Raw genomic sequence first — 22,427 nt, 5'->3', positions numbered from 1 at the left:
AACCGTCGGCCGCGGCCGGTCAGGGTACCTCGACGATCTGCTTGCCGAGGGGCAGCAACGACACCGGGATCAGCTTGAAGTTGGCTAGGCCCAGCGGGATACCGATGATGGTGATGCAGAGCGCCACCCCGGTGACGAGGTGGCCGAGGGCGAGCCACCAGCCGGCGAAGACCACCCAGAACACGTTGCCGACGAGCGACGGCGCGCCGGCCGACGGATCGTCCACCACCATCCGCCCGAACGGCCAGAGCGCGTATGCCGCGATCCGCAGCGAGGCGATCCCGAATGGGATCGTGATGATCAGGATGAAGCAGATCAGTGCCGCGATCACATAGCCGATCGCCATCCACAGCCCGCAGAGCACCAGCCAGATGAGGTTCAGCAGGAGCCGCATCATCGTCCTTCCGGCGGGTCCAGGCGCTCAGGGGTTGGGAGGCCGGGATGGTCGCCCGCGCCCGCTCGAGCGTCAGACGGCCCGAATGCCTGAACGTGTCAGATCCTCGGCGGCCGGCGGCCCCGCCGCCCCGCCCTGTCGGACAGCCGTCAGGGCCGGGCCACCCTCGGCCGGCCGGGTCACCCGAGGCGCAACGCCGGGGCGGCGACGACGAGCGCCTCCCAGTCGGACTGCTGGATCGGGCGGGTGGTGGGCGAGGTGTGGCCGCCCGGGCGCAGCCCGTCGAGGACCAGGTCCAGGTGACGGCGCCAGATTACCTCGGCGGCCCGGCCGGTCGCGTCGATCAGCCCGCCGACGGTCCAGATGACCACCCCGACGTCGTACACGTCGACGTCGGGGCGGACCCGGCCGCCGTCGCGGGCGTCGGCGAGGATCAGCTCGACGGTGCGCTGGTACTGGTCGCGCAGCGGCCGGGCGAGCGCCGTGTCCCACAGCCGGCCGGAGCGCACGCCGGTGGCCGCGTGCTGTTCGGCCATCGACCGGATGAAGACCTCCAGCCGCTCGGCCGGCCGTGGGTGCGCGCGAGCGGCCTGCGCGGTCGCGAGCAGCTGCTCGAAGAACGGGCGGGCCAGCTCGTCCAGCAGCGCGTTCTTCGTCGGGAACCTGCGGTAGACGGTGCCGATCCCGACACCGGCCCGGCTGGCGACCTCCTCGACGGTGAACGCGCCGCCGTGCTCCCGATAGAGCTCCATCGCGGCGGCCAGAACCCGTTCCCGGTTGCGCGCGGCGTCGCAGCGCAGCTTCTGGTCAACCGGGGCGGCCGAGGCCGTGGAGGTCATGGATCCAGCCTAGGTGATCAGGCCGTCAGCCGGCGGGCGTCGGCGCGGCGATCGTCTCGCCCGGGGTCCCTGGCGAATCCGGGGTTACCGCCGGATTCGGGGTTCCTGCCGGATCGGCGACAGGGTCCCTGCCGGATCGGCGTAGCCGATCCGGGAGGTGAGCGATCTGGGAGCTCTGGAAGCCGGTCCGGGAGTTCTGGAGGCCGATCTGGGAGGTGGGAAGGCCGATCCGGGAGGTCTGGGGCGCCACGACGGCCGCGGCCGTCGTGGCGGTCGCCGTGCCGCCGGTCGCGTCGGACGGGGCCGACTGGACGACTGGCTGGATCACGGTGACGCGGCCGCGTCGCGCGACGGGCACCAGCGCGCTGGCGACGGCCGCCGCGAGGGTCGCGACGCACAGCACGACGATGCCGGCGACGTAGCCGGACTCCTTGGGATAGCCGCTGGGCAGCGTGCCCGCGGCCAGCAGGCTCGCGATGACGCCACTGCCAAGTGACCCGCCGATCGTGCGGATGTTGGCGTTCATGCCGGTGGCCGCCCCGGTCGCCTCGACGGGGACGGCGTCGAGGATCAGGGACGTGATCGAGGCGAACGCGAGCCCGATCCCGACGCCCTGCAGCAGGGACCAGAGCATGAAGCCCCAGACGTGGTCATGGTTGACGAGCAGCACGACGAACGAGCCCGCCGTCAGCGCCGAGCCGAACACCAGCGGGTACTTCGCGCCGAACCGAATGTTGATCCGGCCGATCAGTAGGCCGACGATCAGTGAGGCGATGGTGCTCGGCAGCAGGATCAGCCCGGAGTCCGTCACCGACGCGCCGAGCCCGTAGCCGGCCTCGCTCGGCGTCTGCATGAGCGGCGGCACCACGACGAACGTCGAGTACATGCCCAGGCCGAGCAGCAGCGCGGCCACGTTGGTCCGCCACACCGCGGGGATCCGCATGACCTTGAGGTCGATCAGCGGCACGGCCGAGCGGTTCTCGATCCAGATCCACAGCGCGAACCCCGCGACCGCCGCGGCGAACAGGCCGAGCGTGCCCGGCGCCGTCCAGCCCCAGCTGGTGCCCTTGGACAGGCCGAGCAGCAGAGCCAGCAGCCAGGCGGCCAGGGCCAGCGCCGCCGGCAGGTTCACCGACCCGCTCGCCCGCACCCGCGACTCCGGGATGACCACGATCGTCGCCACCAGGGCGAGCGCGGAGACGATCAGCGGCACCCAGAACAGCCAGTGCCACGAAAGCGTGTCGACGAGCGGCCCCGCGAGCACGACTCCCAGCCCGCTGGCGGCGCCCATCACGGCCGAGATCACGCCGATCGCCCAGGGGATGCGGTGCGGCGGGAACTCGTCGCGGATGATCCCGAACGCCAGCGGGAAGACGCCGCCGCCCACGCCCTGGACGACCCGGGCGGCGATCAGCACGCCCACCGAGTCGGTGAGCGCCGACATCAGCGAGCCGACGCTGAGCGCCGCGAAGACGAACGCCAGGACGCGCCGCTTGCCGAGCAGGTCGCCGAGGCGGCCGAGGATCGGCGTGGCGATCGACGCGGAGAGCAGGAACGCGGTCAGCAGCCAGGCGGCGGTCGCCTGCGAGGCGCCCAGGTCCCGCTGGATGACGGGCAGCGCCGGCAGCACCATCGCCTGCAGCACGCAGTAGGCGGTGGCACCGAGCACCACCGTCACGAAGATCAGCATTGGGTTGCCGCGACCGGGGGCGGCCGGGCGGCCTAACGGACCGCCGTCGGCGCTGGGGGCTGACGCGGTGCCGGGGCCGGGGTCGGGGGACATGAGGCTCCGTTCGCGGGCATGACGACAAGCGGAATCGCGCTCCGGATGATACCGATAACCGGAATGCGATTCCGCTTTTGTGGCGAGCCCGCGCGGTGCTCAGGCCTCGGTCACCCGGCGAGGTCCGCCACGGTCCGGCGGGGTCTGCCCGGATCCGGTGACCCCGACGCGCTCAGGGACGCCTCCGCCAGGAAGCGGACCGGCTGGCGGGGCGGACGCCGGACTCGACGAGATCAGGCCCGGCCGGGACGCCTTCCTGGCGCCACGGTGGCGGCGTCGGCGGGGGTGGCGGACCACCGGCCACGAGCCCGGACGCCGCGGCCACCCCCGGGCGAGAACCTGCCCGCGCGCGCGGCACGGCCGCCAGCCCGCCGGCGCCGACGAGCAGCGTGCCCGCGCCGATCAGGATCAGGATCCGACGGTCGACAGCCAGCACGGGCTCGGTCGCGGCGTGCCGCCGTCCCACGGTGTGCCGTCCGCCCAGACGTAGCCGGCGACCCCGTTGGGAAAGATCGTCGACTGGACCAGCGGGACGCCGCCTCCCGCCGTCGTGTCCGGGACCGGAGCCGCGAGCGGAGCCGCGACCGGAACCGTCACCGGGTCTCGCGGCCACAGCGGCAGGCCGCTCGCGAAGCCGGCCTCCAGCGCGCACGCGGCGATGATCACCGCCGCGCCGGCCCACGCGGGCCACCGCCGCCGCGCCGCGAGCAGCACGCCGGTGGCGAGCAGGCCGAACCCCGCGGACGCGACCATGCCGGGCATCAGGGCGGCCGCGAGGCTGTCCGCTCCCGCCCGCTCCACGCCGAAGGCGAGCGTCGCGGCGCCTGTCACCAGGCAGCCCCCACACGCCAGGACGGCGCCCCGGACCCGGCCGCGCAGCGCCAGCGCGGCCGCGACCCCGAGGACCGCGGCGCCGGTGAACGCGTACACCACGCTCGCCGCGAGCAGGTCGTCGCTCGCCAGCAGCCGGTCGCGGAAGCCGACCCGCGCCGCCAGCGCGCAGGCGGTCCCCACCAGCGCCGCGGTGACCGTGACCAGCCCGGCCCGCCCTCGCCAGGGCCGCGTCTCCACCCGCGCGAGCGGCCTGGGCGCCGAGGCGGTGACGGCCGCGGGCAGTGACGGGTCTCTCAACGGTTGTCCTCTCTGCCGCCGCGCGGCAGTGTCGGTGTCGCGGTGTCGTCGGCATCGCGGTGTCGTCGGTGTCGCAGCGTCGTCGGTATCGACGCCCGGACGATCCCCGCCCGGGTGTCCGATTTTTACCGGACGCGTCCGAGCCGCTTCCGCGGCTCGTCTGGGGAGGGTTCCGCCGGATGAGCGAGGCCGTTTCCTGGCGCGGGCCCGATGGCGACGCCCGTGACGGAGCCGGCGCTGGCAACGGGACGGGACCGGTGGGTGGCGGCGCGGCGGCCCGGACGCCGTGGGGGGACGCGCGGGGTGTCGATCTCGTGGCCGCGCGGGTGTGGCGGGGGGTGCCGTACGCGGCGGCGCCGGTCGGGACGCTGCGGTTCCGGGCGCCGCGGCCGCCCGCGCCGTGGGCCGGGGAACGGGACTGCTCGGTGTTCGGACCGACCAGCCCGCAACTGCGCGCGCCGGGCCTGCGGGCGCCGGCGCGGCGCGGCCGGGCGCCGCGCGGGAGTGAGGACTGCCTCTACCTGAACGTGTGGTCGCCAGGACCGGGCGGCCCGCCGCGGCCGGTGCTGGTGTGGATCCATGGCGGGGGCTTCGTCAGCGGCGCCGGTAGCTCGTTCGACGGCGCGCGGCTGGCCGCCCGCGGCGACGTCGTCGTCGTCACCGCGAACTATCGCCTCGGGCCGTTCGGCCACCTCGCGCTCGCCCAGCCCGGCCCGGGCGGGGCCGACGAGGCGGGCGGCGCCAACCTGGCCCTGCTCGACCAGATCGCCGTGCTGCGCTGGGTGCGGTCCGCGGCGGCCGCGTTCGGCGGCGACCCGGGCCGGGTGACCCTCTTCGGGGAGTCCGCCGGGGCGATGTGCGTCGGCGCGCTGCTGGCCGCGCCGGCGGCGCGCGGGCTGTTCCATCGCGCGGTCCTGCAGAGCGGGGCGGTCCAGCACGTGCGCGACCGGGCGGCCGGCGAGCGCGCGCGCCGCCGGTTCGTCGACCTGCTCGGGCGCCGGCCGGCCGAGGCGTCGACGGCGGAGCTGGTCCGCGCCGGCGAGGCGCTGCTCGCCGAGACGACCGGCCCGGGCGACGTTCCGGGGGCGACGCCGGGAGCCGAGCCGGGGGCGGAGCCGTTCCTGCCCACCGTCGACGGTGTCGTCCTGCCCGAGGCGCCGATGGCCGCGATAGCGGCCGGGTCGTGCCGCGAGGTGCCGTTGCTGGTCACCTGGTGCCGGGACGAGGTGAACCTCTTCCTCGCGCTCGCGCCCGAGGTGATCCCGCCAGCGCTGGAGGCGCGAGCGCGGGCGGCGCTGGGCGCGCGGCGCTGGGGCGAGTTGCTCGCCCTTTACGCCGCCGACCGCGGCGACCCGGCGGCCGGCCGGTCCGCGCTGCTCACGGACGCGATGTTCGGCCTGCCGGCGATCCGGCTGGCCGACGCCGCGCACGCCGCCGGCGGCCCGGTCTGGACCCTGCGCTTCGACCATGTCCCGGCCGACGACCCGAGGGGCGTCATGCACGGGGCCGACCTGCCATTGACCTGGGGCCGCGCCGACGCGGCCGGCCCGCACGGGCACGTCGCCGCGCTGTGGCAGGACGCCCTGCTGGCCTTCGCCCGCGACGGCGACCCGTCGACCGAGGGCCTGCCAGCCTGGCCCCGCTACGACCCCGACCGCCAGCCCACCCTGTTGTTCGGCGCCACGCCCAGGGTCGTCGACCATCCCGGTGGCCGGTGCCACGAGGCCTGGGCGGGCCTGCCTCTGCCCTGAGAATTACCCGTCGACCCTGGTCCGCGGCTTCTCGGCTGCCTGGTGGACTCTGTCGCACTACCCGTCCCCACCATCGGCTGAGCGCCCGCGGATGCGAAAGTGGCGAAATGCGCGGCAAAGGGTGGGGTTGGGGTCGGATGGCGGGCGGGCGGCGGGCGTCGACGCCGCCACCGGCGGCCGCCGGTGGCGAGGAAGGCCCGGCGGGGTCGGCGGTCTCGGCCGATTCGGCGGGTTCGAGGTACGTGATCATCGGAGTCGGCGCGGTGGGCGCGACGGTGGCCGCCCAGTTCGTCGAGGCGGGCCTCGACGTGGTCGTGGTGGCCCGCGGCGCGAACCTCGCGGCCCTGCGCGCGGGCGGGCTGCGCTACATCCGCCCGGACGGCGAGCGGCGCGTCGCCCTCGAGGCGGCCGCGGGCCCCGAGGAGGTCGAGCTGCGCGCCGGCGACGTGCTGGTGCTCGCCACCAAGGCCCAGGACACCGAGGCGCTGGTCGCCCAGTGGGCATGGCGGCCGGTCGCCAAGGCCGAGCCGGGCGTCGGCGCGGACCCCGCCTCCCCGCCGCCCGCCGCCGAGGCACTGCCGATCGTGCTGCTGCAGAACGGCATCGACAGCGCCCGCAGCGCGCTGCGCCGGTTCGCCACCGTGATCGACACGGTCGTCGTGATCCCCGCGTCGCACCTGCGGCCGGGAGAGGTCGTCTCGCCCGGCGTGCCCCAGGTGGGCGGGTTCGTCCTTGGCCGCGCGGGCCGGCCCGCCGGCGACACCGAGCAGGCCCACGGCAGGCGGGTCGCCGAGCAGGTGGCCGCCGACCTGCGCCTGTCGGGCTTCACCACGTCGGTCGTCGACGACATCGCCCGGTACAAGGCCGGCAAGCTGCTGGACAACCTCGCCTACAACCTGGACGCGGCGTTCGCGCCGAGCCCGCTGCGTGACCTGGCCGCCGCCGAGATCGTCAGGGAGGCGCGGGCGGTGTTCGCCGCGGCCGGCATCCAGGCGGTCGAGCCGGGCTCCGCCCCGGGCCTGAACCTGCGCAGCTGGGCCATCAGCCCGATTCCCGGCCACGAACGTGCCGGTAGCTCCACCTGGCAGAGCCTGGCCCGCGGCGGCTCGGTCGAGTCCGACTACCTCAACGGCGAGATCGTGCTGCTTGCCCGGCTGCACGGGCTGGCGGCCCCGGTGAACGCCGCCCTGGCTCGCTGGATCGCGACGGCGGCTCGCACCGGCGCCGCCCCGGCCAGCCTCGGCGAGGCCGAGCTCGCGGCCATCCTCACCGCCGTCCACGGCGTGGCGCGTCCACGAACCCGCGACCGGATCCGGCGCTCCCTGAGCCGACCCGCCGTCTCGCGAGACGGCTGATCTCCTTCCCTGTCCTCGGCGCGATGTTCGCCGAGGACAGGACTCGGCTGGCTGGCGCGCGAGTCAGAGGGCCAGCACGAGCCGGCCGCGCAGGCCGCCCTTCTCGACCAGGGCGTGGGCTGTCGCCGCCTGCTCCAGTGGGATCACCTCGCGCAGGCGCAGGGCGAGGCCGCCGCTGTCGACCGTCGCCGACAGCCGGGCCAGCTCCTCGCCGTCCGCCCGTACCTGGACGACGGGCAGCCGGATACCGCGTGCGGGAGCTGGGTCGATCAGCCCACTGAGGACTACGAGGGTTCCACCGTCCCGGACGGCGCCGATCACCGCGTCGCCGAGCAGCGCGGCGTCGATGACCGCGTCGACTCCGGCGGGCGCTGCCCGCCGGATCGCCGCCGCCGGGTCGTCGGAGCGGGCGACCGCGACGTCCGCGCCGAGCTCGCCGACCAGCGTGGCGTCGTGCGCGCCGGCGAGGGCGACGACGCGTAGGCCCCGGGCGGCGGCGAGCTGGACGGCGAACCCGCCGACCGCGCCGGCCGCGCCGGTGACCGCGACGATGGCGCCGGCGTCGAGACCGGCGGCGTCGAGGGCCTGCTGCGCGGTCAGAGCGTTCAGCGGGAGGGTCGCCGCCGCGGCGAGGTCGGCGGTCGAGGGCGCCGGCGCGACCGCCGAGGCGGGCAGAACCACGTACTCGGCCTGCGTGCCGGCGGTGAAGGAGCCGGTGTGACCGAACCAGTTGGACAGGGCGACGACTCGCTGCCCGGGCCGCCAGGTCACGACATCGGGCCCGACGGCGTCGATCTCGCCGGCGGCCTCCCAACCGAGCACGAACGGCGGGTCGACCGGAAAGACCGGATAGGCCATGCCGTTACGGGTGTAGATGTCGACCGGGTTCACCCCGGCTGCGCGCACTCGGATGCGCACCTCGCCCCGCCCCGGCTCGGGAACGGGGAGGTCGGTGATGGTCAGGAGGTCGGCCGGGCCGAACTCGGAAACGGTCAGCGCGCGCATGACGTGGGTCCTTCCCGCGGTGGGGTGTCGGGCCAGCCACCGCGTCGTGTCGCGGTGTCGCTTTGGTTCCCGGCCTGTCGCGGCCTGTCGCGGCTGGACGGGCGCTGGCGCGTGCTCCACGCTAGGAATTCGACTACCTTCTGGGTAGTAGTTACCTAGAGGTGCGTAGCTACCCGCTGGGGTGAAAGTCGAGGCGGGGCGCGCGGAGCCGAGCCAGAAGGGGCCGATGACGGCAGTGACCACCCGCACGGCTGCCCAGCGGCGGCAGGAGGCGAAGATCGCTTACGACGCGTTCCTCGCCTGCTGCCCGTCCCGACAGGTGCTGGACGCGATCAGTGACAAATGGGTGTGCCTGGTGCTGAGCGCGCTGGCGACCGGTCCGCGCCGGTACGGCCAGCTACAGGACGAGATCGCCGGGGTCAGCCCGAAGATGCTGACGCAGACGCTTCGTTCACTCGAACGGGATGGCCTGGTCGACCGGACGGTGACGGCCCAGGTGCCCGTTCGCGTCGACTACTCGCTCACCGAACTGGGCCGCGACCTACAGGCCGTGATCTACGGGATCAAGCGCTGGGCTGAGCGCAACGTCGAACAGATCTACCAGGCGAGAGCCGTCTACGACGCTCGACCGGAGCAGCCCGCCGCCAGGTAGGTAGGTAGGTACGGCCCGATCGACGCTACCCAGGTCCCGCCTCGAGGCCGCCCATCGGCGTTCACGGGGCTGCCGTGCCTGGCCGAGGCCGCCTGCTTCGACGCCGCCGCGCTCGAGGCGCCGTTCGACAGTGGGACGTGGTCAGTCCTGGGAGCAGCCGCCCGTGGCGGTGGCGCGGGCGTGCAGCCGGGCGAGGCGGTCGCGGCTGGTGTCGTCGACCGGGGTGTAGACGAGCAGGCGCAGGCCGGGCAGCGCGGCGACGTCGAGGTGGGTGGCGCGCGTCGTGAGCGGACCGATGCCCGGGAACTGGAAGCGCTTCTCGCAGGGGCGCGGCGGCGCGACGTTCTGCGTCGCCCACAGGCGGGCGAACAGCGGGCTTGCCGCGCAGAGCCGGTGGATGAAGTCCAGCCACTCCGGTTCGCCCAGGTGCTGGCTGTAGCGATACCGGAAGACGGCCACGCCCTCGGGGGCCTGCTCGTCCAGGTTCACGATCGGGTTGCGGTCCGGCGGGGCGGTGAACATGAACCACATCGAGTTCCGCTCCGGGACCGGGGCGTTCACGATGTCCGGGAACATCGCCGCGTACGGGCCGTTCCAGGCGAGCACGTCGGAGCGGGCGGTCACGAGCGAGGCCGGCAGCGGGTCGAGGCCTTCCATGATGACGCGCAGGTCCTGAGTAACCGTCGGCCACTCGTCGACCGCCGTCGCCGGCCGCGGGACGTCGGCCAGCCGGAACAGATGCTCGCGCTCGGCGCCGTCGAGCCGCAGCGTCCGCGCCACCGCGTCGAGCACCTGGGTGCTCGCGTTGATCGGCCGGCCCTGCTCGAGCCAGGTGTACCAGGTGACGCCGACCCCGGAAAGCTGCGCGACCTCCTCTCGGCGAAGCCCGGGGGTGCGCCGGCGGGGGCCGGGCGGCATGCCGACGTCCTCGGGGCTGACGCGCTCGCGCCGGCTGCGCAGGAACGACGCCAACTCCGCCCGGCGCTCGCTCGCCCGCGCCGCGGGCCGTGCCTCGCCGGGCTGCCGCGCCGCCGGCCGTGCCTGCCCCGGCCGCGGCGGCACGGGCAGGCGCTCGATCTCCGTCGGTTGCGCCATGGTCACGCCCTCCAGCCTGCCTGACGACGCCCGCCGCTGCGTGGTGCTCTCAGTACCAGTATGCGCAGGCTCTCGTTACTGGTATCCGGTCCCACGCAGGCTGAGGGCCATGACAGAGACGACCGAGACGACGGGGCGGCAGGCGCCCCACCCGGCCGGGGGCGAGCCGGTCGAGGCGCGCGTCCCCGCCGACCTGCGCCACGTGGTCCCCCGCGAACCTCAGCAACCCACGGCCCCACCTCGTTCCCGGCCACCGGAGCCCAGGAGTCCCGCCGTGGCCACCGTGGCGGCCACCGCGGCGGCGCGCGGACACGGCGGCCGGCTGGCGCTCGCCGTGCTGCTGCTGGGCCAGTTCATGGCGATCCTGGACGTCAGCATCGTCAACGTGGCGCTGCCGACGCTGCGGACGGACCTGCGCACCTCCGACGCCGGGCTGCAACTGGTCGTCGCCGGCTACGTGCTCTCCTACGCGGTGCTGCTGATCACGGGCGCGCGCCTCGGCGGGATCGTCGGGCACCGGCGGACGTTCCTCGCCGGACTGGCCGTGTTCACGCTCGCGTCGGCCGCGTGCGGCCTCGCGCCGGGCACCGGCACGCTGATCGGCTTCCGGTTCGTCCAGGGCGCCGGCGCCGCGCTGATGACCCCGCAGGTGATGAGCATGATCCAGCGGACCTTCACCGGGCCGGCCCGTGCCCGGGCGCTCGGCCTGTACACGACGGTGGTCGCCGGTGGCATCGTCGTCGGCCAGGCGGCCGGCGGGCTGCTGGTCAGCGCCGACCTGTTCGGCTCCGGCTGGCGGCCGGTGTTCCTGGTGAACGTGCCGGTCGGCGTGGTGCTGCTCGCGGTCGGCCGGCGGGTCCTGCCGGTGGACGGCGGGCGGCACGGCGCCGGCCTGGACCTGCCGGGCGTGCTGGTGATCAGCCCCGCCGTGCTGCTCGTCGTGCTGCCCCTGATCCTCGGGCATGACGAGGGCTGGCCCGCGTGGTGCGCCGCGTCGATGGCCGCCGGTGTGGCGCTGTTCGGCCTGTTCGCCGCGGTGGAGCGGCGCGTCGCCGCCCGCGGCGGGCGCCCGCTGATCTCCGCCCGGGTGCTGCGCGCCCCGGGGCTGCTGCCCGCCGTCGCCGTGCTGATCCTCGCGCCGGCCAGCTGGGGGGCGTTCCTGTTCACCACGACGCTGCACCTGCAGGGCGAACTGGGCATGGGCGCCCTCGGCTCGGGGCTCGCCTTCATCCCGTGCGTCGTCGCGTTCGGCCTGGTCAGCCTCAACTGGCAGCGGCTGCCGGGCCACTGGCACAGCCGCCTCATCCCGGCCGGGTTCGCGCTGGCCGCCGTCGCCTACCTGTGGATCGGCCCACTGGCCGGCGGCGGCGTCGGCTACGAGGCGCTCACCGCCGTGATCGGCCTGGGCCTCGGCGTGATGCCGATCGTCATGACGGTCGCCCTGGCGCACGTCCCGGTCGAGGACGCGCCGGACGCCAGCGGCCTGCTGCTGACCGTCATGCAGCTGGGGCAGGTCACCGGCGTGGCCACCGTCGGCACCGTCTTCCTGACCGTCGCCGCGGACAGCCATTCCACCCGCCACGCCGAGTACGCCACCGGCTGGTCGCTGGCCGCCACGGCCCTCGCCGCCGCCTGCGCCGCCCTCGTCCTCGCCCGCCGGCGGGCCTCCGTCACGGGCTGAGCCGCCGGCCCCCCGGGTGTAGGTCGAGGGCGTTGCGCCGGGCCACCACCTTGACCGCACCCGGGGGCCCGACACCTACCCGGGTCAGGAGGAACCGGGTGGCCGGGGCGGGCGGTTCGTCTTGGCGAGACCGGCCAGGTACCGGTTGTAGGCCTCGAACTCGTCGTCCTCGCCGCTGTCGAGACGGGCGTCCTTGGCGCGGGCGCGCCGCTCGTCGGTGCGGGCCCACTGGAAGAACAGCGCGGCCAGCACCGCCACCGACGGGATCTCGCCGAAGCTCCACGCGAAGCCGGCGCCGAGCTGCTGCACGTCGAGCAGCGAGCCGCCCCACGGCCGGTCGATCAGGTTGTAGTAGGACGCGCCGACGACCTCGTTGGACATCATCAGGATGACCCCGAAGAAGGCGTGCACGGCGGAGGAGAGGAACAGCAGCACGATCCTGGCCGGATAGCTCGGCCGGCGCGGGCCCGGGTCGACGCCGATGAGCAGCCAGAAGAACAGGTAGCCGACGGCGAGGAAGTGGACCATCATCGCCAGGTGCGCGAGGTGGTTGCGCAGCACCCAGCCGTACAGCGGCGTCAGGTACAGCACGACCAGCGACAGGGCGTACAGCGCGAACGTGACCGCCGGGTGGGAGACGAGCCGCATCCAGCGGCTGCCCGTGATCCGCAGCAGCCAGGCCCGGGCGCTGCGGGTCGTGCCGGTCACCCCGGTCGGCAGCGCGCGCAGCGCGAGCGTGACCGGCGCGCCGAGCACCAGCAGGATCGGCGCGAGCATCATCAGCAGCAGGTGCTGGATCATGTGCGCGCTGAACAGCACCCGGCCGTAGGGGCCCAGGCCGCTGTTCGTCGCGAACGCCACCACGGCGAGCCCCGCCAGCCAGCTGACCGCGCGGCCGACCGGCCAGGACGCGCCCGCGCGGCGCAGCCGGACGACGCCGGCCACGTAGAACGCGACGCCCAGCGCGACGAGGGTGGCGAACAGCAGGTCCGGGCGGGCCTCGGTGACCAGCCGGGACGCGGTGAACGGCGGCGGCATCTCGAAGCCGAGGATGCCGACGACCGGGTCGGTGTCGTCACCGCCGACGGGCGTCGGGGTGCGGGACAGGCCGGCGCCGAGCGCGACCGCCACGCCCATCAGCGCGACCTCGGCCGCGCCGAGCCGCAGGAACGGCCGGCGGGCCTGGGCTGGCGCGCCGGCCTCGGCGAGCCGGCGGATCGTGGCGCGCCGGTGGGCCAGGCCGAAGGCGGCGAGCGCGGCGAACGCGACCGTCTTCGCGATCACCAGGGCGCCGTACGAGCTGTCGACCAGCGCGGCCGGCTCGCCGAGCCGGACCGCCGCGTTGACCAGGCCGCTCGCGCCGACGGCGAGCAGGCACAGGGCGGCCAGGCCGCTGTAGCGGCGCACGGCGGTGACCAGCTCCGGCCCGGCCAGACGCCGTCCGGCGACCAGCAGCGCCCCCAGCCCGCCGACCCAGGCCGCGACGCCGACGACGTGGATCCCGCCGCTGACCGTCGCCAGGTCATGGCCGCCGGAGCCGTGCGCGTGCCCGGTCATCGCGACCGGCAGCAGCGCGCCGAGCGCCAGCGCCGCGAGCCAGGCGGACGTGTCCAGCTTGCGCGCCAGCCCGGCGCCGAGCGCGATCGCGAACGTCACCCCGGCGACGATCAGCAGCGCCCGCGGCTGGGGGACCACGTCGAGCACGTTGGAGACGTTGCGGGTGGTCAGCGCGCCCGGCAGCGGCCGCCCCACCAGGTCCGACACGGTGAACGCGAACTGGGCGAGCGCGGCGAGGCACCACACCCAGGCGGCCACCGACGCCAGCCGCAGCATCCTGGCCCCGGCCCGGCCGGGTTTGCCCCCGGCGGCCGGCAGCAGGAAGGCGGCGGCGAGCAGCCCGCCGACGGTGGCGACGCCGGCCGCGTCGAACAGCAGCCGGCTGACGGGCAGGCCCCAGCCGGTGAACAGGCCGGGGTCGGCGGCGGCGAGCTCGGGCGGCAGCTTCCGTGGGGCGCCGCCGCCGGCCTCGAGCGCGACGACCAGCGTCACCAGCGTCGCGACGGCGCCCGCCGCCACGCCAGCGACCGCGCGCGCGCTGGCCCGGGCGGGACGGACCTGGCCGCCGTGCCCGCCGGTGGCGTTCGCCGTCGTGGTCTCCGCCGGAGCGACGTCTGGCTGGGAGCCGTCCGGTAGGGAGCCGTCCGGTGGGGCGACGTCTGGCGGGGCGGCGTCTGGCGCGGCGGCCACCGCCGTGGCCGCCGCGTCGGGCTGGGAGTCGGTCATGGCCGGCGCCCGCTCAGGTCCCATCGGTGTGCTCCCGCCGCCGCCTCGCCGCGATCGCCGTGGCCGCCCCCGCGATGGCGATCAGTCCGACGGCGCCGACGGCTACTCCGACCACGAGCCCGGTCGAGGACCCGCCGTCGTCGGACCCGCCGCCCTCGTTGGTCAGGGCGGTCGCGCCGGTCGTCGGCCCGCTCGGCGCCGAGGTGGGGACCGGCGCCGCGCTCGTGGTCGCGGTGGCCGTCGGCGTGGGGGAGGCCGGCCCGGTGCCGGCCGTCGCGGTGAAGGCGACCTCGCCGGTGACCGTGTGGCCGTCGGCGGCGACGACCCGGTAGGCGATCCGGTACGCCCCGGCGGGCCGCTCGGCGGCCAGCGCCTGGGTGACCCTTGCCCCGTCCTGGACCGGCGCGCCCGTGCTGACCGTGACGTCGCCCGGGCCGAGCACGGTGACGACCCCCACGCCCAGCAGCCGCTGGGTGAAGACCAGCTCCACCTGGTCGGGCACGGTGGGCACGGTGGACCCGGCCGCGGGGGTGCTCGAGGCCAGGCTGGTATGCGCGGACGCGGGCGCCACGCCCACGGTGAGCGTCGCCAGCACAGCCAGCGCGCCCACCAGCGCGCCAGCCGCCGCCCGCCCGGCGGCTCGCGGCCACCATCCGGCTACCTGTCCCCGCATCGGTGCCCCCACTCGCCGCCGCGCCCGCGGGCGGCCAGGGTCCAGGCCGCGCCGCCCACGTCCACGCGCTCGTCCGCTTCTACGCCATGCCGCTTTATGCCGTGCCGAAAATATCCGCCGGTCCCGCCGGGTCCTGGCTAGCCCCAGAACACGGCGATCAGCACGTTGACGAAGGCCAGACCGCCCGCCACGTGCAGCGCGGTGCGCCCGGTCAGCCGCCCGGCCGCGACCGGCGCGGCCCCGTCCGCGACCGGCGCCCCGGCCATGGCCGGGGCCGCCGCGGCCCCGTCGCCGCGCTGTCGTCCAAGGTAGGCGACGACGAAGACGGCCAGCGCGATCAGCAGCTTGACGCCGATCTTGGTGTTGTTGACGTCGTGGTCGACCGCGCCCGACGAGGCGAGCCCCACCAGCGCGGGTCCACTGATCACCTGCACGGCCGCGCCGTACACGACCGCCGCCGGTACCTGAGGCGCCGCCGCGCGCAGTTGCATCAACCACCCGCCGACGACGGCGGCCATCCCGAGCAGGTGGACGAACACGATGAGGTCCCAGACAAACTCCACGACCCGTACGCTAGCTTCTACGCCTCGTAGAACAAAAGCCGGCCCCCGGCGGACCGCTGACCTGAGGGTTGGCGCCCTTCCGCGAGCGACGCCGGATCTCTCGCGAACGACGCCGAACCCGGTCCAAACCGGCGTCATTCGGCTACGCCAGGCCCTCTTCGCCTGTTAGTGTGACGGCGCTCACGCTGGCCGAGCTGGGAGGTCGCCGTGTACCCCGCCACCCACGCCGCCGTCACGCCAGACAAGGCCGCCGTCGTCATGGCCGGGTCGGGAACGGCGCTGACCTACCGCGAGCTCGACGAGCGGTCCGCCCGGTTCGCGAACGCGCTCGCCGCGGCCGGGCTGCGTCGCGGCGACGGGCTCGCGCTGCTGGCGGAGAACGACCAGCGCTGCTTCGAGGTGTACTGGGCGGCGCTGCGCTCCGGGCTGTATGTGACGCCCGTCAACCACCATCTCTCCCCGGACGAGGTCGCCTACATCGTCGACGACTGCGGCGCGGCGGCGCTGGTCGTCTCGACCCGGCACGCGGGGCTCGCGGCCTCGATCGTCGCCGCCACGCCCCGGGTGCGCCGGCGTTTCGTCTTCCGGTCGGCGGGCGACGCGCCCGAGGCCGCCGGCGGCCTCACCGGGCACGACGACTACGAGGCGGCGCTGGCGGCGGTCCCGGCGGCGCGTCCGGAGGTCGAGTGGGCCGGGGCCGACATGCTCTACTCGTCCGGCACCACCGGGCGGCCGAAGGGGATCCGCCCGCCGCTGCCCGAGTACCGGCTGGGCGAGCCGGGGATGGTCCTGCCGCCGCTGGTGCAGATGTTCTACGGGATGGGCCCGGACACGGTCTACCTGTCGCCCGCGCCGGTCTACCACGCGGCGCCGCTGCGGTTCGGCGGCGCGGTGCAGGCGCTCGGCGGGACCGTGGTGGTGATGGAGCGCTTCGACCCGGTGGACGCGCTCGCCGCGATCGAGCGGTACCGCGTGACCCACAGCCAGTGGGTCCCGACGATGTTCGTCCGGATGCTCAAGCTCCCGGAGGCGGACCGCGCCCGGTTCGACCTGTCGAGCCACCGGGTGGCGGTGCACGCCGCCGCGCCCTGCCCGCCTGACGTGAAGCGGGCGATGATGGCCTGGTGGGGGCCGATCCTGCACGAGTACTACGCCGCCACCGAGGGGGCGGGCATCACGTTCGCCTCGCCGGCGGAATGGCTGGCGCGCCCGGGAACGGTCGGCCGGTCGGCGCTGGGCACCCTGCATGTGTGCGACGAGCGCGGGTCGGAGCTCGCGACCGGCGAGGACGGGATCGTCTACTTCGAGCGCGAGAAGGTGCCGTTCACCTACCACGGCGACGAGGCGGCGACCGCCGCCGGCCAGCATCCGCTGCACCCGACCTGGACCACCGTGGGTGACGTCGGGCATCTCGACGCCGACGGCTACCTGTACCTCACCGACCGCGCCAAGTTCATGATCATATCTGGCGGGGTGAACATCTACCCGCAGGAGATCGAGAACGTGCTCGCCCTGCACCCGAAGGTCCTCGACGTCGCCGTCATCGGCATCCCCGACCCGGAGATGGGCGAGCGGGTGCACGCCGTCGTCGAGCCGGCACCCGGGGTCGAGCCCGGCCCGGACGTCGCCGACGAGCTGATCGCCTTCGTCCGGGACCGGATCGCCCACTACAAGGCGCCCCGCGGCGTCGACTTCGTCGACGAGCTGCCACGCACCCCCACCGGCAAGCTGCGCAAGGGAGTCCTGCGCGAGCGCTACTGGTCGGCCAGCCCCGTGGCCACAGCGCCGACGGCCGGCTGACCGTCCGGCGCCGGTGACGGCAGGACCGGCAGCGGCAGCGGCAGCCCCGGCAGGCCGTCGATGCTCACGCCGTTGAACTCCTTCGACGCGCAGTAGGCGGCGAACTCGTCCTCGCTCTTGCGGCCGAAGTACTCGCCGTGCAGCGCCCGGTCGCCGACGTGCTCCAGGAACGGCACCTTGTAACCGCAGCTGTCGCTGATCTTCTCGGCCGTCACGACGATGACGGCCCGCACGCTCGGCTGGGAGGGCTTGGCGAACCGGGCGAGCAGGCCGGGAAAGCGCGTGTCGTCCCGGAACACCGCCTCGCCCCGGCCATGCACCCGCACGATCTTGGGAGCGCCGGCGAACGCGCACCACATCAGCGTGATCCGGCCGTTCTCCCGCAGGTGCGCGATCGTCTCCGCGTGGCTGCCACCCAGGTCGAGGTAGGCCACCGTAAGCTCGTCGAACACCGCGAACGTGTCCGCTCCCCCCTTGGGGGACAGGTTCACGTGCCCGTCGCCCGCGAGTGGCGCGGTGGCCACGAAGAACATCGGCTGCGCCTCGACGAACTCCCGCAGCCGCCCGTCGATGCGTTCATAGACCTTGCCCATGCCCCGATCCTCCCGCCGCGGCGCCGGTCGCGTCGCCGCCTTTTCCGGATGGTCGCGCCGCGGACATAACGGCGACGGGTAGTCGTTTCGCCCCGGGGCACACCTGGGCATACCGGATGGTGATCGCCCCGGCGGGACCGCCGGGGGAGGCGAAGGGACGCGGTCGTCGTGGACATCAGCTTCAGCACCCTGGCGATCGTGGTCCTGGTCGTCCTCGGCGTCATCGGGCTCGCCATCGTGGGCACCGGCATCTACGTGCTGGTGAAGTACCGCGTACCGCTGCGGGGGATCGTCGCCGCGGTGAGCAGCCTCGCCTATCTGCTCACGCCGGTCGACGTGGCGCCGGAGGCCCTGCTCGGGCCGTTCGGCCTCGTCGACGACGCGGGCATCCTGGCGGCCGCCGCCGTCTACATCTCCCGTCTGGTCGCCATCCGCCGTGCGCTGGCGGATCCCGCGGCCGACGTCGTCGCCTGGCGGGAGCGCAACCGCGCGCGTGACCGTTCCCGCGACGCGGGCTGACCCCCTTCGACGGGGGACGCGGGCTGATCCCCTTCGACGGGACACCGTCGCGGCGCGGGCGGCGCTGGCCCGCCGGGGCGCCGACGGCCCTGTGACGCGGATCACCTGGAAGCTCGGGTGGCTGGACAGTGGCCTACGGTCGGTCCGTGGTCGACGGCGGCATGCGGACGATGGGCCAGCCCGGCGCGGGAGCGGCCAGCTCCGGCCTGCCCACCAGCCCTGGGCCCGAGCCGGGGGCCGAGAGCCTGTACGTCGAGCTTGGTGACGGGCGCTGGCTCGCGACCAGGCACACCGCCGGACCGTGGGACCCGGGCGCGCAGCACGGCGGCCCGCCCAGCGCGCTGCTGGCGCGGGCCGTCGAACGGACCGCGCCGCGCCACGAGATGACCGTCGCGCGGTTCACCACCGAGCTGCTCGGGCCGGTGCCCGTCGGGGAGCTGGGCCTGCGCTCCCAGGTGACCCGGCCGGGGCGCAGCGTGGAACTGGTCGAGGCCGTGCTCTCCGCCGGCGGCCGCGACGTCGCCCGCGGCAGCGCCTGGCGGGTGCGGCGCGCCGAGGGCGCCACCGTGCCGCCGCGCCACCCGGCGCCCCCGCCGCTGCCGGACGCCCCGCCGCGCGCGGCCGGGCCCGGGCGCGTCCCCGGGTTCGCGAGCGCGATCGAGTGGCGGTCCGCCGGCCGCGGCCGGATGAGCACGCGCGGGCCGGCCGCGCTGTGGGGGCGGGTGCTGTACCCGCTGGTCGCCGGCGAGCCGATGAGCCCGTTGCAGCGCCTCATGGCGCTCGCCGACAACGGCAACGGGATCTCCAGCGAGACCGACTTCCTGACCACCTACTTCATCAACCCGGAGCTCACGGTGCACCTGCACCGCGAGCCGGTCGGCGAGTGGATCTGCGTCGACGCGACGACGACGATCAGCCCGGGTGGCGCCGGCCTGGCCACCTCGGTGCTGTCCGACCTGGCCGGGCCGGTCGCGGTCGGTGCCCAGGCCCTGCTCGTCGCTCCCCGTCCCGGGCGCTGAGCGCCGGGCCGGTCGCCGCCGGCACCGACCACCCCCGAGCGGGCGGACTTCGGCGCCGTGCCGGCGTGGGAGACGCGGGCGCGCCGCCCGGCCAGGTCACGATGGAGACGTGATGGGAAGCGGGACGGACGGCGCGGCCGGCGGGGCTCGCCCGCTGGTGACACCAGCCGCGATCGCGGCGCACGCCGAGCGCTACCGCGACGTCGGCCGGGTCATCGTCACCTGCCCAGACCGGCCAGGCATCGTCGCCGCGATCTCCGGACTGCTGTTCCGCCACGGCGCGAACATCACCGAGCTGCAGCAGTACTCCACCGACCCGTTCGGCGGGACGTTCTTCCTGCGGATCGAGTTCCACCGCGAGGACCTCGCCGACGGGCTGCCCGAGATCGAGGCGGCCCTGGCCGGACTCGCCGAGGGCCGGTCGATGCGCTGGCGGGTCACCACCCCGGCCGTCCGGCGGCGGGTCGCCATCTTCGTCTCGAAGGCGGACCACGCCCTGCGGGAGCTGCTGTGGCGCACCCAGACCGGCGAGCTCGAGATGGACGTCCGGATGGTCGTGTCCAACCATCAGGACCTGCGCGACACCGTCGCGGAATGGGCCGTGCCGTTCCACCACGTCCCGGTCGGCCCCGAGAGCCGCGACGACGCCGAGCGACGCGCGCTCGCCCTGCTCACCGGCCAGGTGGACCTGGTGGTGCTCGCCCGCTACATGCAGATCCTCACGCCACGGTTTCTCGGCGCGTTCCCGGACAGGATCATCAACATCCATCACAGCTTCCTGCCGGCCTTCGTCGGCGCCGACCCCTACAGCGCGGCCGCCCAGCGCGGCGTCAAGCTGATCGGCGCGACGGCGCACTACGTGACCGCGGAGCTGGACGCCGGGCCGATCATCGAGCAGGACATCCACCGGGTCGACCACCGCCACTCGGTGGCGGACCTGCGCCGGATCGGGCGGCACGTGGAACGCGCCGTGCTCGCCCGCGCCGTCGGCTGGCACCTGCAGGACCGCGTCATCGTGCACGGCAACAAGACGATCGTCTTCGCCTGAGCGACGCCGGCCAGCCCACCCGCCTGGCCTGGCCGGCCTGGTCCGTTCGGCGCCGGCGCCGTTGGTCAGCCGGAGGTCTTGCGCAGCCGCCAGATGCATTCCGACGGCCAACGGCGCGCCCACGAGTTGTCCGAACGTTGCCGGCCTGTCAGGTTCGGGTCGGCCTTCGGGCGGGTCTCGATCAGGTCCTCGACCGTCAGCCCGCAGGAGCGGAAGAGACCGATCCACTCCCCGTACGGCAGGTTGGCGCTCACCAGACCGTCCGCGTCGGTGAACATCCGCAGGCCGAAGTAGTCCCGCACCAGCCTGCGGCCGGCCCGGTCGCCGCCCGGCTCGACGGTGATCTCATAGAGCGGGCTGATGTGGCTGAACGCGAGCAGGCCGCCGGGGCGCAGGATCCTGGCCGACTCCGGAATCGCGCGGCGCGGGTCCGCGAACGAGAACGCGCCGTGGTCCGCGAACACGATGTGAAACGACCGGTCGGCGAACGGGACGCTCTCGGCGCTGCCCTGTACCAGCGGGAACGTCAGCCCGGTCTCACGCTGCAGCCGCCGGCTGTGGAGCAGCTGGCGCTCGGAGAGGTCGATGCCGACGGGGTTCGCCCCGCGGCGGGCCAGCGCCGTCGACCACTGGCTGCCACCGCAGCCCATCTCCAGCACGTCGAGCCCGGCGACGTCCCCGAGAATGTTCAGCTCGGACTCCGGCAGCTCCCACAGCCCCCACGCGATGGCGCCCGTGAACGCCTGGCCGCGGATCCGGGGCGCGTTGAAGCGCTGGTAGTCGTCGGATATCTCGTTCCAGCGCTCCCGGTTGGTGCGGACGTGAACCCCCACGCCCTCGTTCGCCGGGACCGCGCCGGTCGCCTGATCGCTCAATTCGTCGCCCGCGCTGTCTGTGTCGTCCTCGTCGTCCTCGTTGTCCGCACCGGGGTTCCTACCAGATCCGCGAAGCGCGTCTGACCGGCGCGGCGGTCGCCTGGCCGGCGCGGTTGTCCGGCCATTGCGCTCGCCGCCGGCCAGCAGAGCGGCGAGCGTGGTCCGCGGTCGGGGGAGCCGACCCTGGGCGACGGGTCCGCCTGGGTCGGATCGGGGTGCCCGGCCGCGGCCACCCTGTCGCGCCTGTCGCGTGGCGCGCCGCCCGGGCAGCGGCTCGACGTCGCCTGAGGTCCTTCCCGTGGATCTCGCTGGGGCTGCTCGACCGCCGATCCGCGCACGCATCCGGTGATCACTAGTCCGTGGAGGGCCTAACGACTTCCTTGATCGTCAGACGTGCGCGCCGTTCGGCGATTCCTGCCCGGTCTGTCCCGGAACTTCGTACAAATCTGGCGATCTACCGAGTAGGCGGAGGTGGGACGGGCCGAAGATCGCCGATTGCGTACGTGGATCGGCGGTCCGGGACCGCGGAGCGTGATCCACGGGAAGTTTCGTAGGCGCCGTGACCGGTGACGTTCACCCTGCCGCTCCCACCCGTCCCCGCGGGTGGGGCGCCCGACGTGTCAGCGGCAACGCGCACTGTGGACCGCGTCGCCGCTGACACGCCGCCGCTGACACGCCGTGGGCGCCGACCCACGGCACGGGTCCGAGACCGGGCACCTTGGCGGACGCGGCGCCGGGTGCCGACCGGGCGCCGCCCGGTCTGGTGGCGGACGGCGGCAGCGGGCCAAGGGCGGGCCGCGCCGCTGGACGCCGCCGGGTGCGCGGCGTCACATGACCTCCTCGACAAACGGCGTTTGCCTGGGTGTAACGTTGCCACTCACCTCACCAAGCCACGGCGGACGCCGCGGCGGCCGGGGTGGCGACATCGCAGGCGCACCGTGACATCGGGCCCCGATGAAGCCGCCGAAACGGGGTGAGGTACGGTGGTTCAGGCCCCGGGAAGTGGCGGTCAGCCGGCGAAAGCCGAAGTGACCCGACATGGGGTGTCGTACCGAAAGATAGACCGGGAAAGACCACGCGGGTCGCGAGACCGACGCGATTGGGCTTCTGGTAGATTCTCGGACACGGCAAAGAGCGGCACGAAAATCCGGCCGGCGGCGGGGTTTGACAGCCACTCGGGAGCTCCGTAAAGTGCGACAAACGCAAGCGGCCGGGAAAGCCGGTGGCGAGCGGGAAACAGCAGCCGGTTCCGGCTGGTAAGATGGAAGTGTGAGTCCGGCTCAGGCCGGAACGCGCCGGTGATTCGCCTGGTAGGGTGTGGATCCGGTTCATGCGTCCGCTCCTTGAGAACTCAACAGCGTGCCATAG

At 74.6% G+C, this 22,427-nt stretch carries 19 protein-coding genes; 8 read left to right on the top strand and 11 right to left on the bottom strand.

The annotated features are described in order from the left end of the window. Positions 1 to 19: 19 nt before the first annotated feature. From I6A81_RS24585 to I6A81_RS24570, 4 genes are all read right to left on the bottom strand, one after another. On the bottom strand, positions 20 to 394 hold the full coding sequence (locus I6A81_RS24585; RefSeq protein ID WP_203005804.1) for a YccF domain-containing protein: 375 nt from the start codon (positions 392 to 394) through the stop codon (positions 20 to 22). Between the two features lie 179 nt (positions 395 to 573). Beyond that, entirely contained in the window at positions 574 to 1,233 is a 660-nt protein-coding gene (locus I6A81_RS24580; RefSeq protein ID WP_203005800.1) for a TetR/AcrR family transcriptional regulator, read from the bottom strand. Positions 1,234 to 1,258: 25 nt separating this feature from the next. Continuing rightward, entirely contained in the window at positions 1,259 to 2,923 is a 1,665-nt protein-coding gene (locus I6A81_RS24575; protein ID WP_238430209.1) for an MFS transporter, read from the bottom strand. A 501-nt stretch (positions 2,924 to 3,424) separates the two neighbouring features. Beyond that, complete coding sequence (locus I6A81_RS24570; protein WP_203005798.1) at positions 3,425 to 4,147, bottom strand: hypothetical protein; 723 nt, start codon at positions 4,145 to 4,147, stop codon at positions 3,425 to 3,427. Between the two features lie 179 nt (positions 4,148 to 4,326). Between I6A81_RS24570 and I6A81_RS24565 the strand changes: the two genes are divergently transcribed. Together I6A81_RS24565 and I6A81_RS24560 are read left to right on the top strand one after the other, a co-directional pair. Further along, positions 4,327 to 5,898: a carboxylesterase/lipase family protein gene (locus I6A81_RS24565; RefSeq protein WP_203005797.1), complete on the top strand. Its 1,572-nt coding sequence runs from the start codon at positions 4,327 to 4,329 to the stop codon at positions 5,896 to 5,898. A 242-nt stretch (positions 5,899 to 6,140) separates the two neighbouring features. Next, entirely contained in the window at positions 6,141 to 7,253 is a 1,113-nt protein-coding gene (locus I6A81_RS24560) for a ketopantoate reductase family protein (RefSeq protein WP_203030100.1), read from the top strand. Between the two features lie 63 nt (positions 7,254 to 7,316). Here I6A81_RS24560 and I6A81_RS24555 read toward each other — a convergent pair whose 3' ends face one another. Then, the gene (locus tag I6A81_RS24555; protein WP_203005795.1) at positions 7,317 to 8,258 is read right to left on the bottom strand and encodes an NADP-dependent oxidoreductase; all 942 of its coding nucleotides are present in this window, start codon (positions 8,256 to 8,258) and stop codon (positions 7,317 to 7,319) included. Positions 8,259 to 8,493: 235 nt separating this feature from the next. Between I6A81_RS24555 and I6A81_RS24550 the strand changes: the two genes are divergently transcribed. Continuing rightward, positions 8,494 to 8,910, top strand: coding sequence for a winged helix-turn-helix transcriptional regulator (locus I6A81_RS24550; protein WP_203005803.1), 417 nt, complete (start codon positions 8,494 to 8,496; stop codon positions 8,908 to 8,910). A 141-nt stretch (positions 8,911 to 9,051) separates the two neighbouring features. Here the strand turns inward: I6A81_RS24550 and I6A81_RS24545 are convergent, their stop codons facing one another. Continuing rightward, the gene (locus I6A81_RS24545; protein WP_203005794.1) at positions 9,052 to 10,005 is read right to left on the bottom strand and encodes a helix-turn-helix transcriptional regulator; all 954 of its coding nucleotides are present in this window, start codon (positions 10,003 to 10,005) and stop codon (positions 9,052 to 9,054) included. Positions 10,006 to 10,114: 109 nt separating this feature from the next. Here I6A81_RS24545 and I6A81_RS24540 point away from each other — a divergent pair, with 109 nt between their 5' ends. Continuing rightward, positions 10,115 to 11,686: an MFS transporter gene (locus tag I6A81_RS24540; protein ID WP_203005793.1), complete on the top strand. Its 1,572-nt coding sequence runs from the start codon at positions 10,115 to 10,117 to the stop codon at positions 11,684 to 11,686. A gap of 84 nt (positions 11,687 to 11,770) precedes the next feature. Here I6A81_RS24540 and I6A81_RS24535 read toward each other — a convergent pair whose 3' ends face one another. From I6A81_RS24535 to I6A81_RS24525, 3 genes are all read right to left on the bottom strand, one after another. Continuing rightward, complete coding sequence (locus I6A81_RS24535; RefSeq protein WP_203005792.1) at positions 11,771 to 13,993, bottom strand: cytochrome c oxidase assembly protein; 2,223 nt, start codon at positions 13,991 to 13,993, stop codon at positions 11,771 to 11,773. Further along, positions 13,983 to 14,642, bottom strand: a complete 660-nt coding sequence (locus I6A81_RS24530) for a copper resistance CopC family protein (protein ID WP_203005791.1) — start codon at positions 14,640 to 14,642, stop codon at positions 13,983 to 13,985. Before I6A81_RS24530 ends, I6A81_RS24535 begins: the two co-directional genes overlap by 11 nt. Positions 14,643 to 14,779: 137 nt before the next feature. Further along, positions 14,780 to 15,205 (bottom strand): hypothetical protein, encoded by a 426-nt coding sequence (locus I6A81_RS24525; RefSeq protein WP_203005790.1) that lies wholly within the window; start codon positions 15,203 to 15,205, stop codon positions 14,780 to 14,782. 207 nt (positions 15,206 to 15,412) lie between these two features. Here I6A81_RS24525 and I6A81_RS24520 point away from each other — a divergent pair, with 207 nt between their 5' ends. Continuing rightward, positions 15,413 to 17,005, top strand: coding sequence for an acyl-CoA synthetase (locus tag I6A81_RS24520; RefSeq protein ID WP_203005789.1), 1,593 nt, complete (start codon positions 15,413 to 15,415; stop codon positions 17,003 to 17,005). On the opposite strand, the gene I6A81_RS24515 is transcribed toward I6A81_RS24520, so the two are convergent. Beyond that, a complete protein-coding gene (locus I6A81_RS24515) occupies positions 16,960 to 17,598 on the bottom strand; it encodes a pyridoxamine 5'-phosphate oxidase family protein (protein ID WP_203005787.1) in 639 nt (212 codons plus the stop codon). The genes I6A81_RS24520 and I6A81_RS24515 overlap by 46 nt on opposite strands. Before the next feature lie 168 nt (positions 17,599 to 17,766). Here I6A81_RS24515 and I6A81_RS24510 point away from each other — a divergent pair, with 168 nt between their 5' ends. The 3 genes from I6A81_RS24510 (at position 17,767) to purU (ending at position 20,184) form a co-directional block, all read left to right on the top strand. Next, on the top strand, positions 17,767 to 18,117 hold the full coding sequence (locus I6A81_RS24510) for a DUF1232 domain-containing protein (protein ID WP_203005785.1): 351 nt from the start codon (positions 17,767 to 17,769) through the stop codon (positions 18,115 to 18,117). 146 nt (positions 18,118 to 18,263) lie between these two features. Then, a complete protein-coding gene (locus tag I6A81_RS24505) occupies positions 18,264 to 19,136 on the top strand; it encodes a thioesterase family protein (RefSeq protein WP_307874881.1) in 873 nt (290 codons plus the stop codon). 112 nt (positions 19,137 to 19,248) lie between these two features. Beyond that, on the top strand, positions 19,249 to 20,184 hold the full coding sequence (gene purU, locus I6A81_RS24500; protein WP_203008084.1) for a formyltetrahydrofolate deformylase: 936 nt from the start codon (positions 19,249 to 19,251) through the stop codon (positions 20,182 to 20,184). Positions 20,185 to 20,249: 65 nt separating this feature from the next. Here the strand turns inward: purU and I6A81_RS24495 are convergent, their stop codons facing one another. Next, on the bottom strand, positions 20,250 to 21,059 hold the full coding sequence (locus I6A81_RS24495; protein WP_238431137.1) for a class I SAM-dependent methyltransferase: 810 nt from the start codon (positions 21,057 to 21,059) through the stop codon (positions 20,250 to 20,252). Between the last annotated feature and the right edge of the window lie 1,368 nt (positions 21,060 to 22,427).

The organism is Frankia nepalensis (assembly GCF_016786325.1).
Lineage (GTDB): Bacteria > Actinomycetota > Actinomycetes > Frankiales > Frankiaceae > Pseudofrankia > Pseudofrankia nepalensis.
Note: the sequence above shows the minus strand (reverse complement) of the source record. Positions and strands in the feature narration are given on the sequence as shown.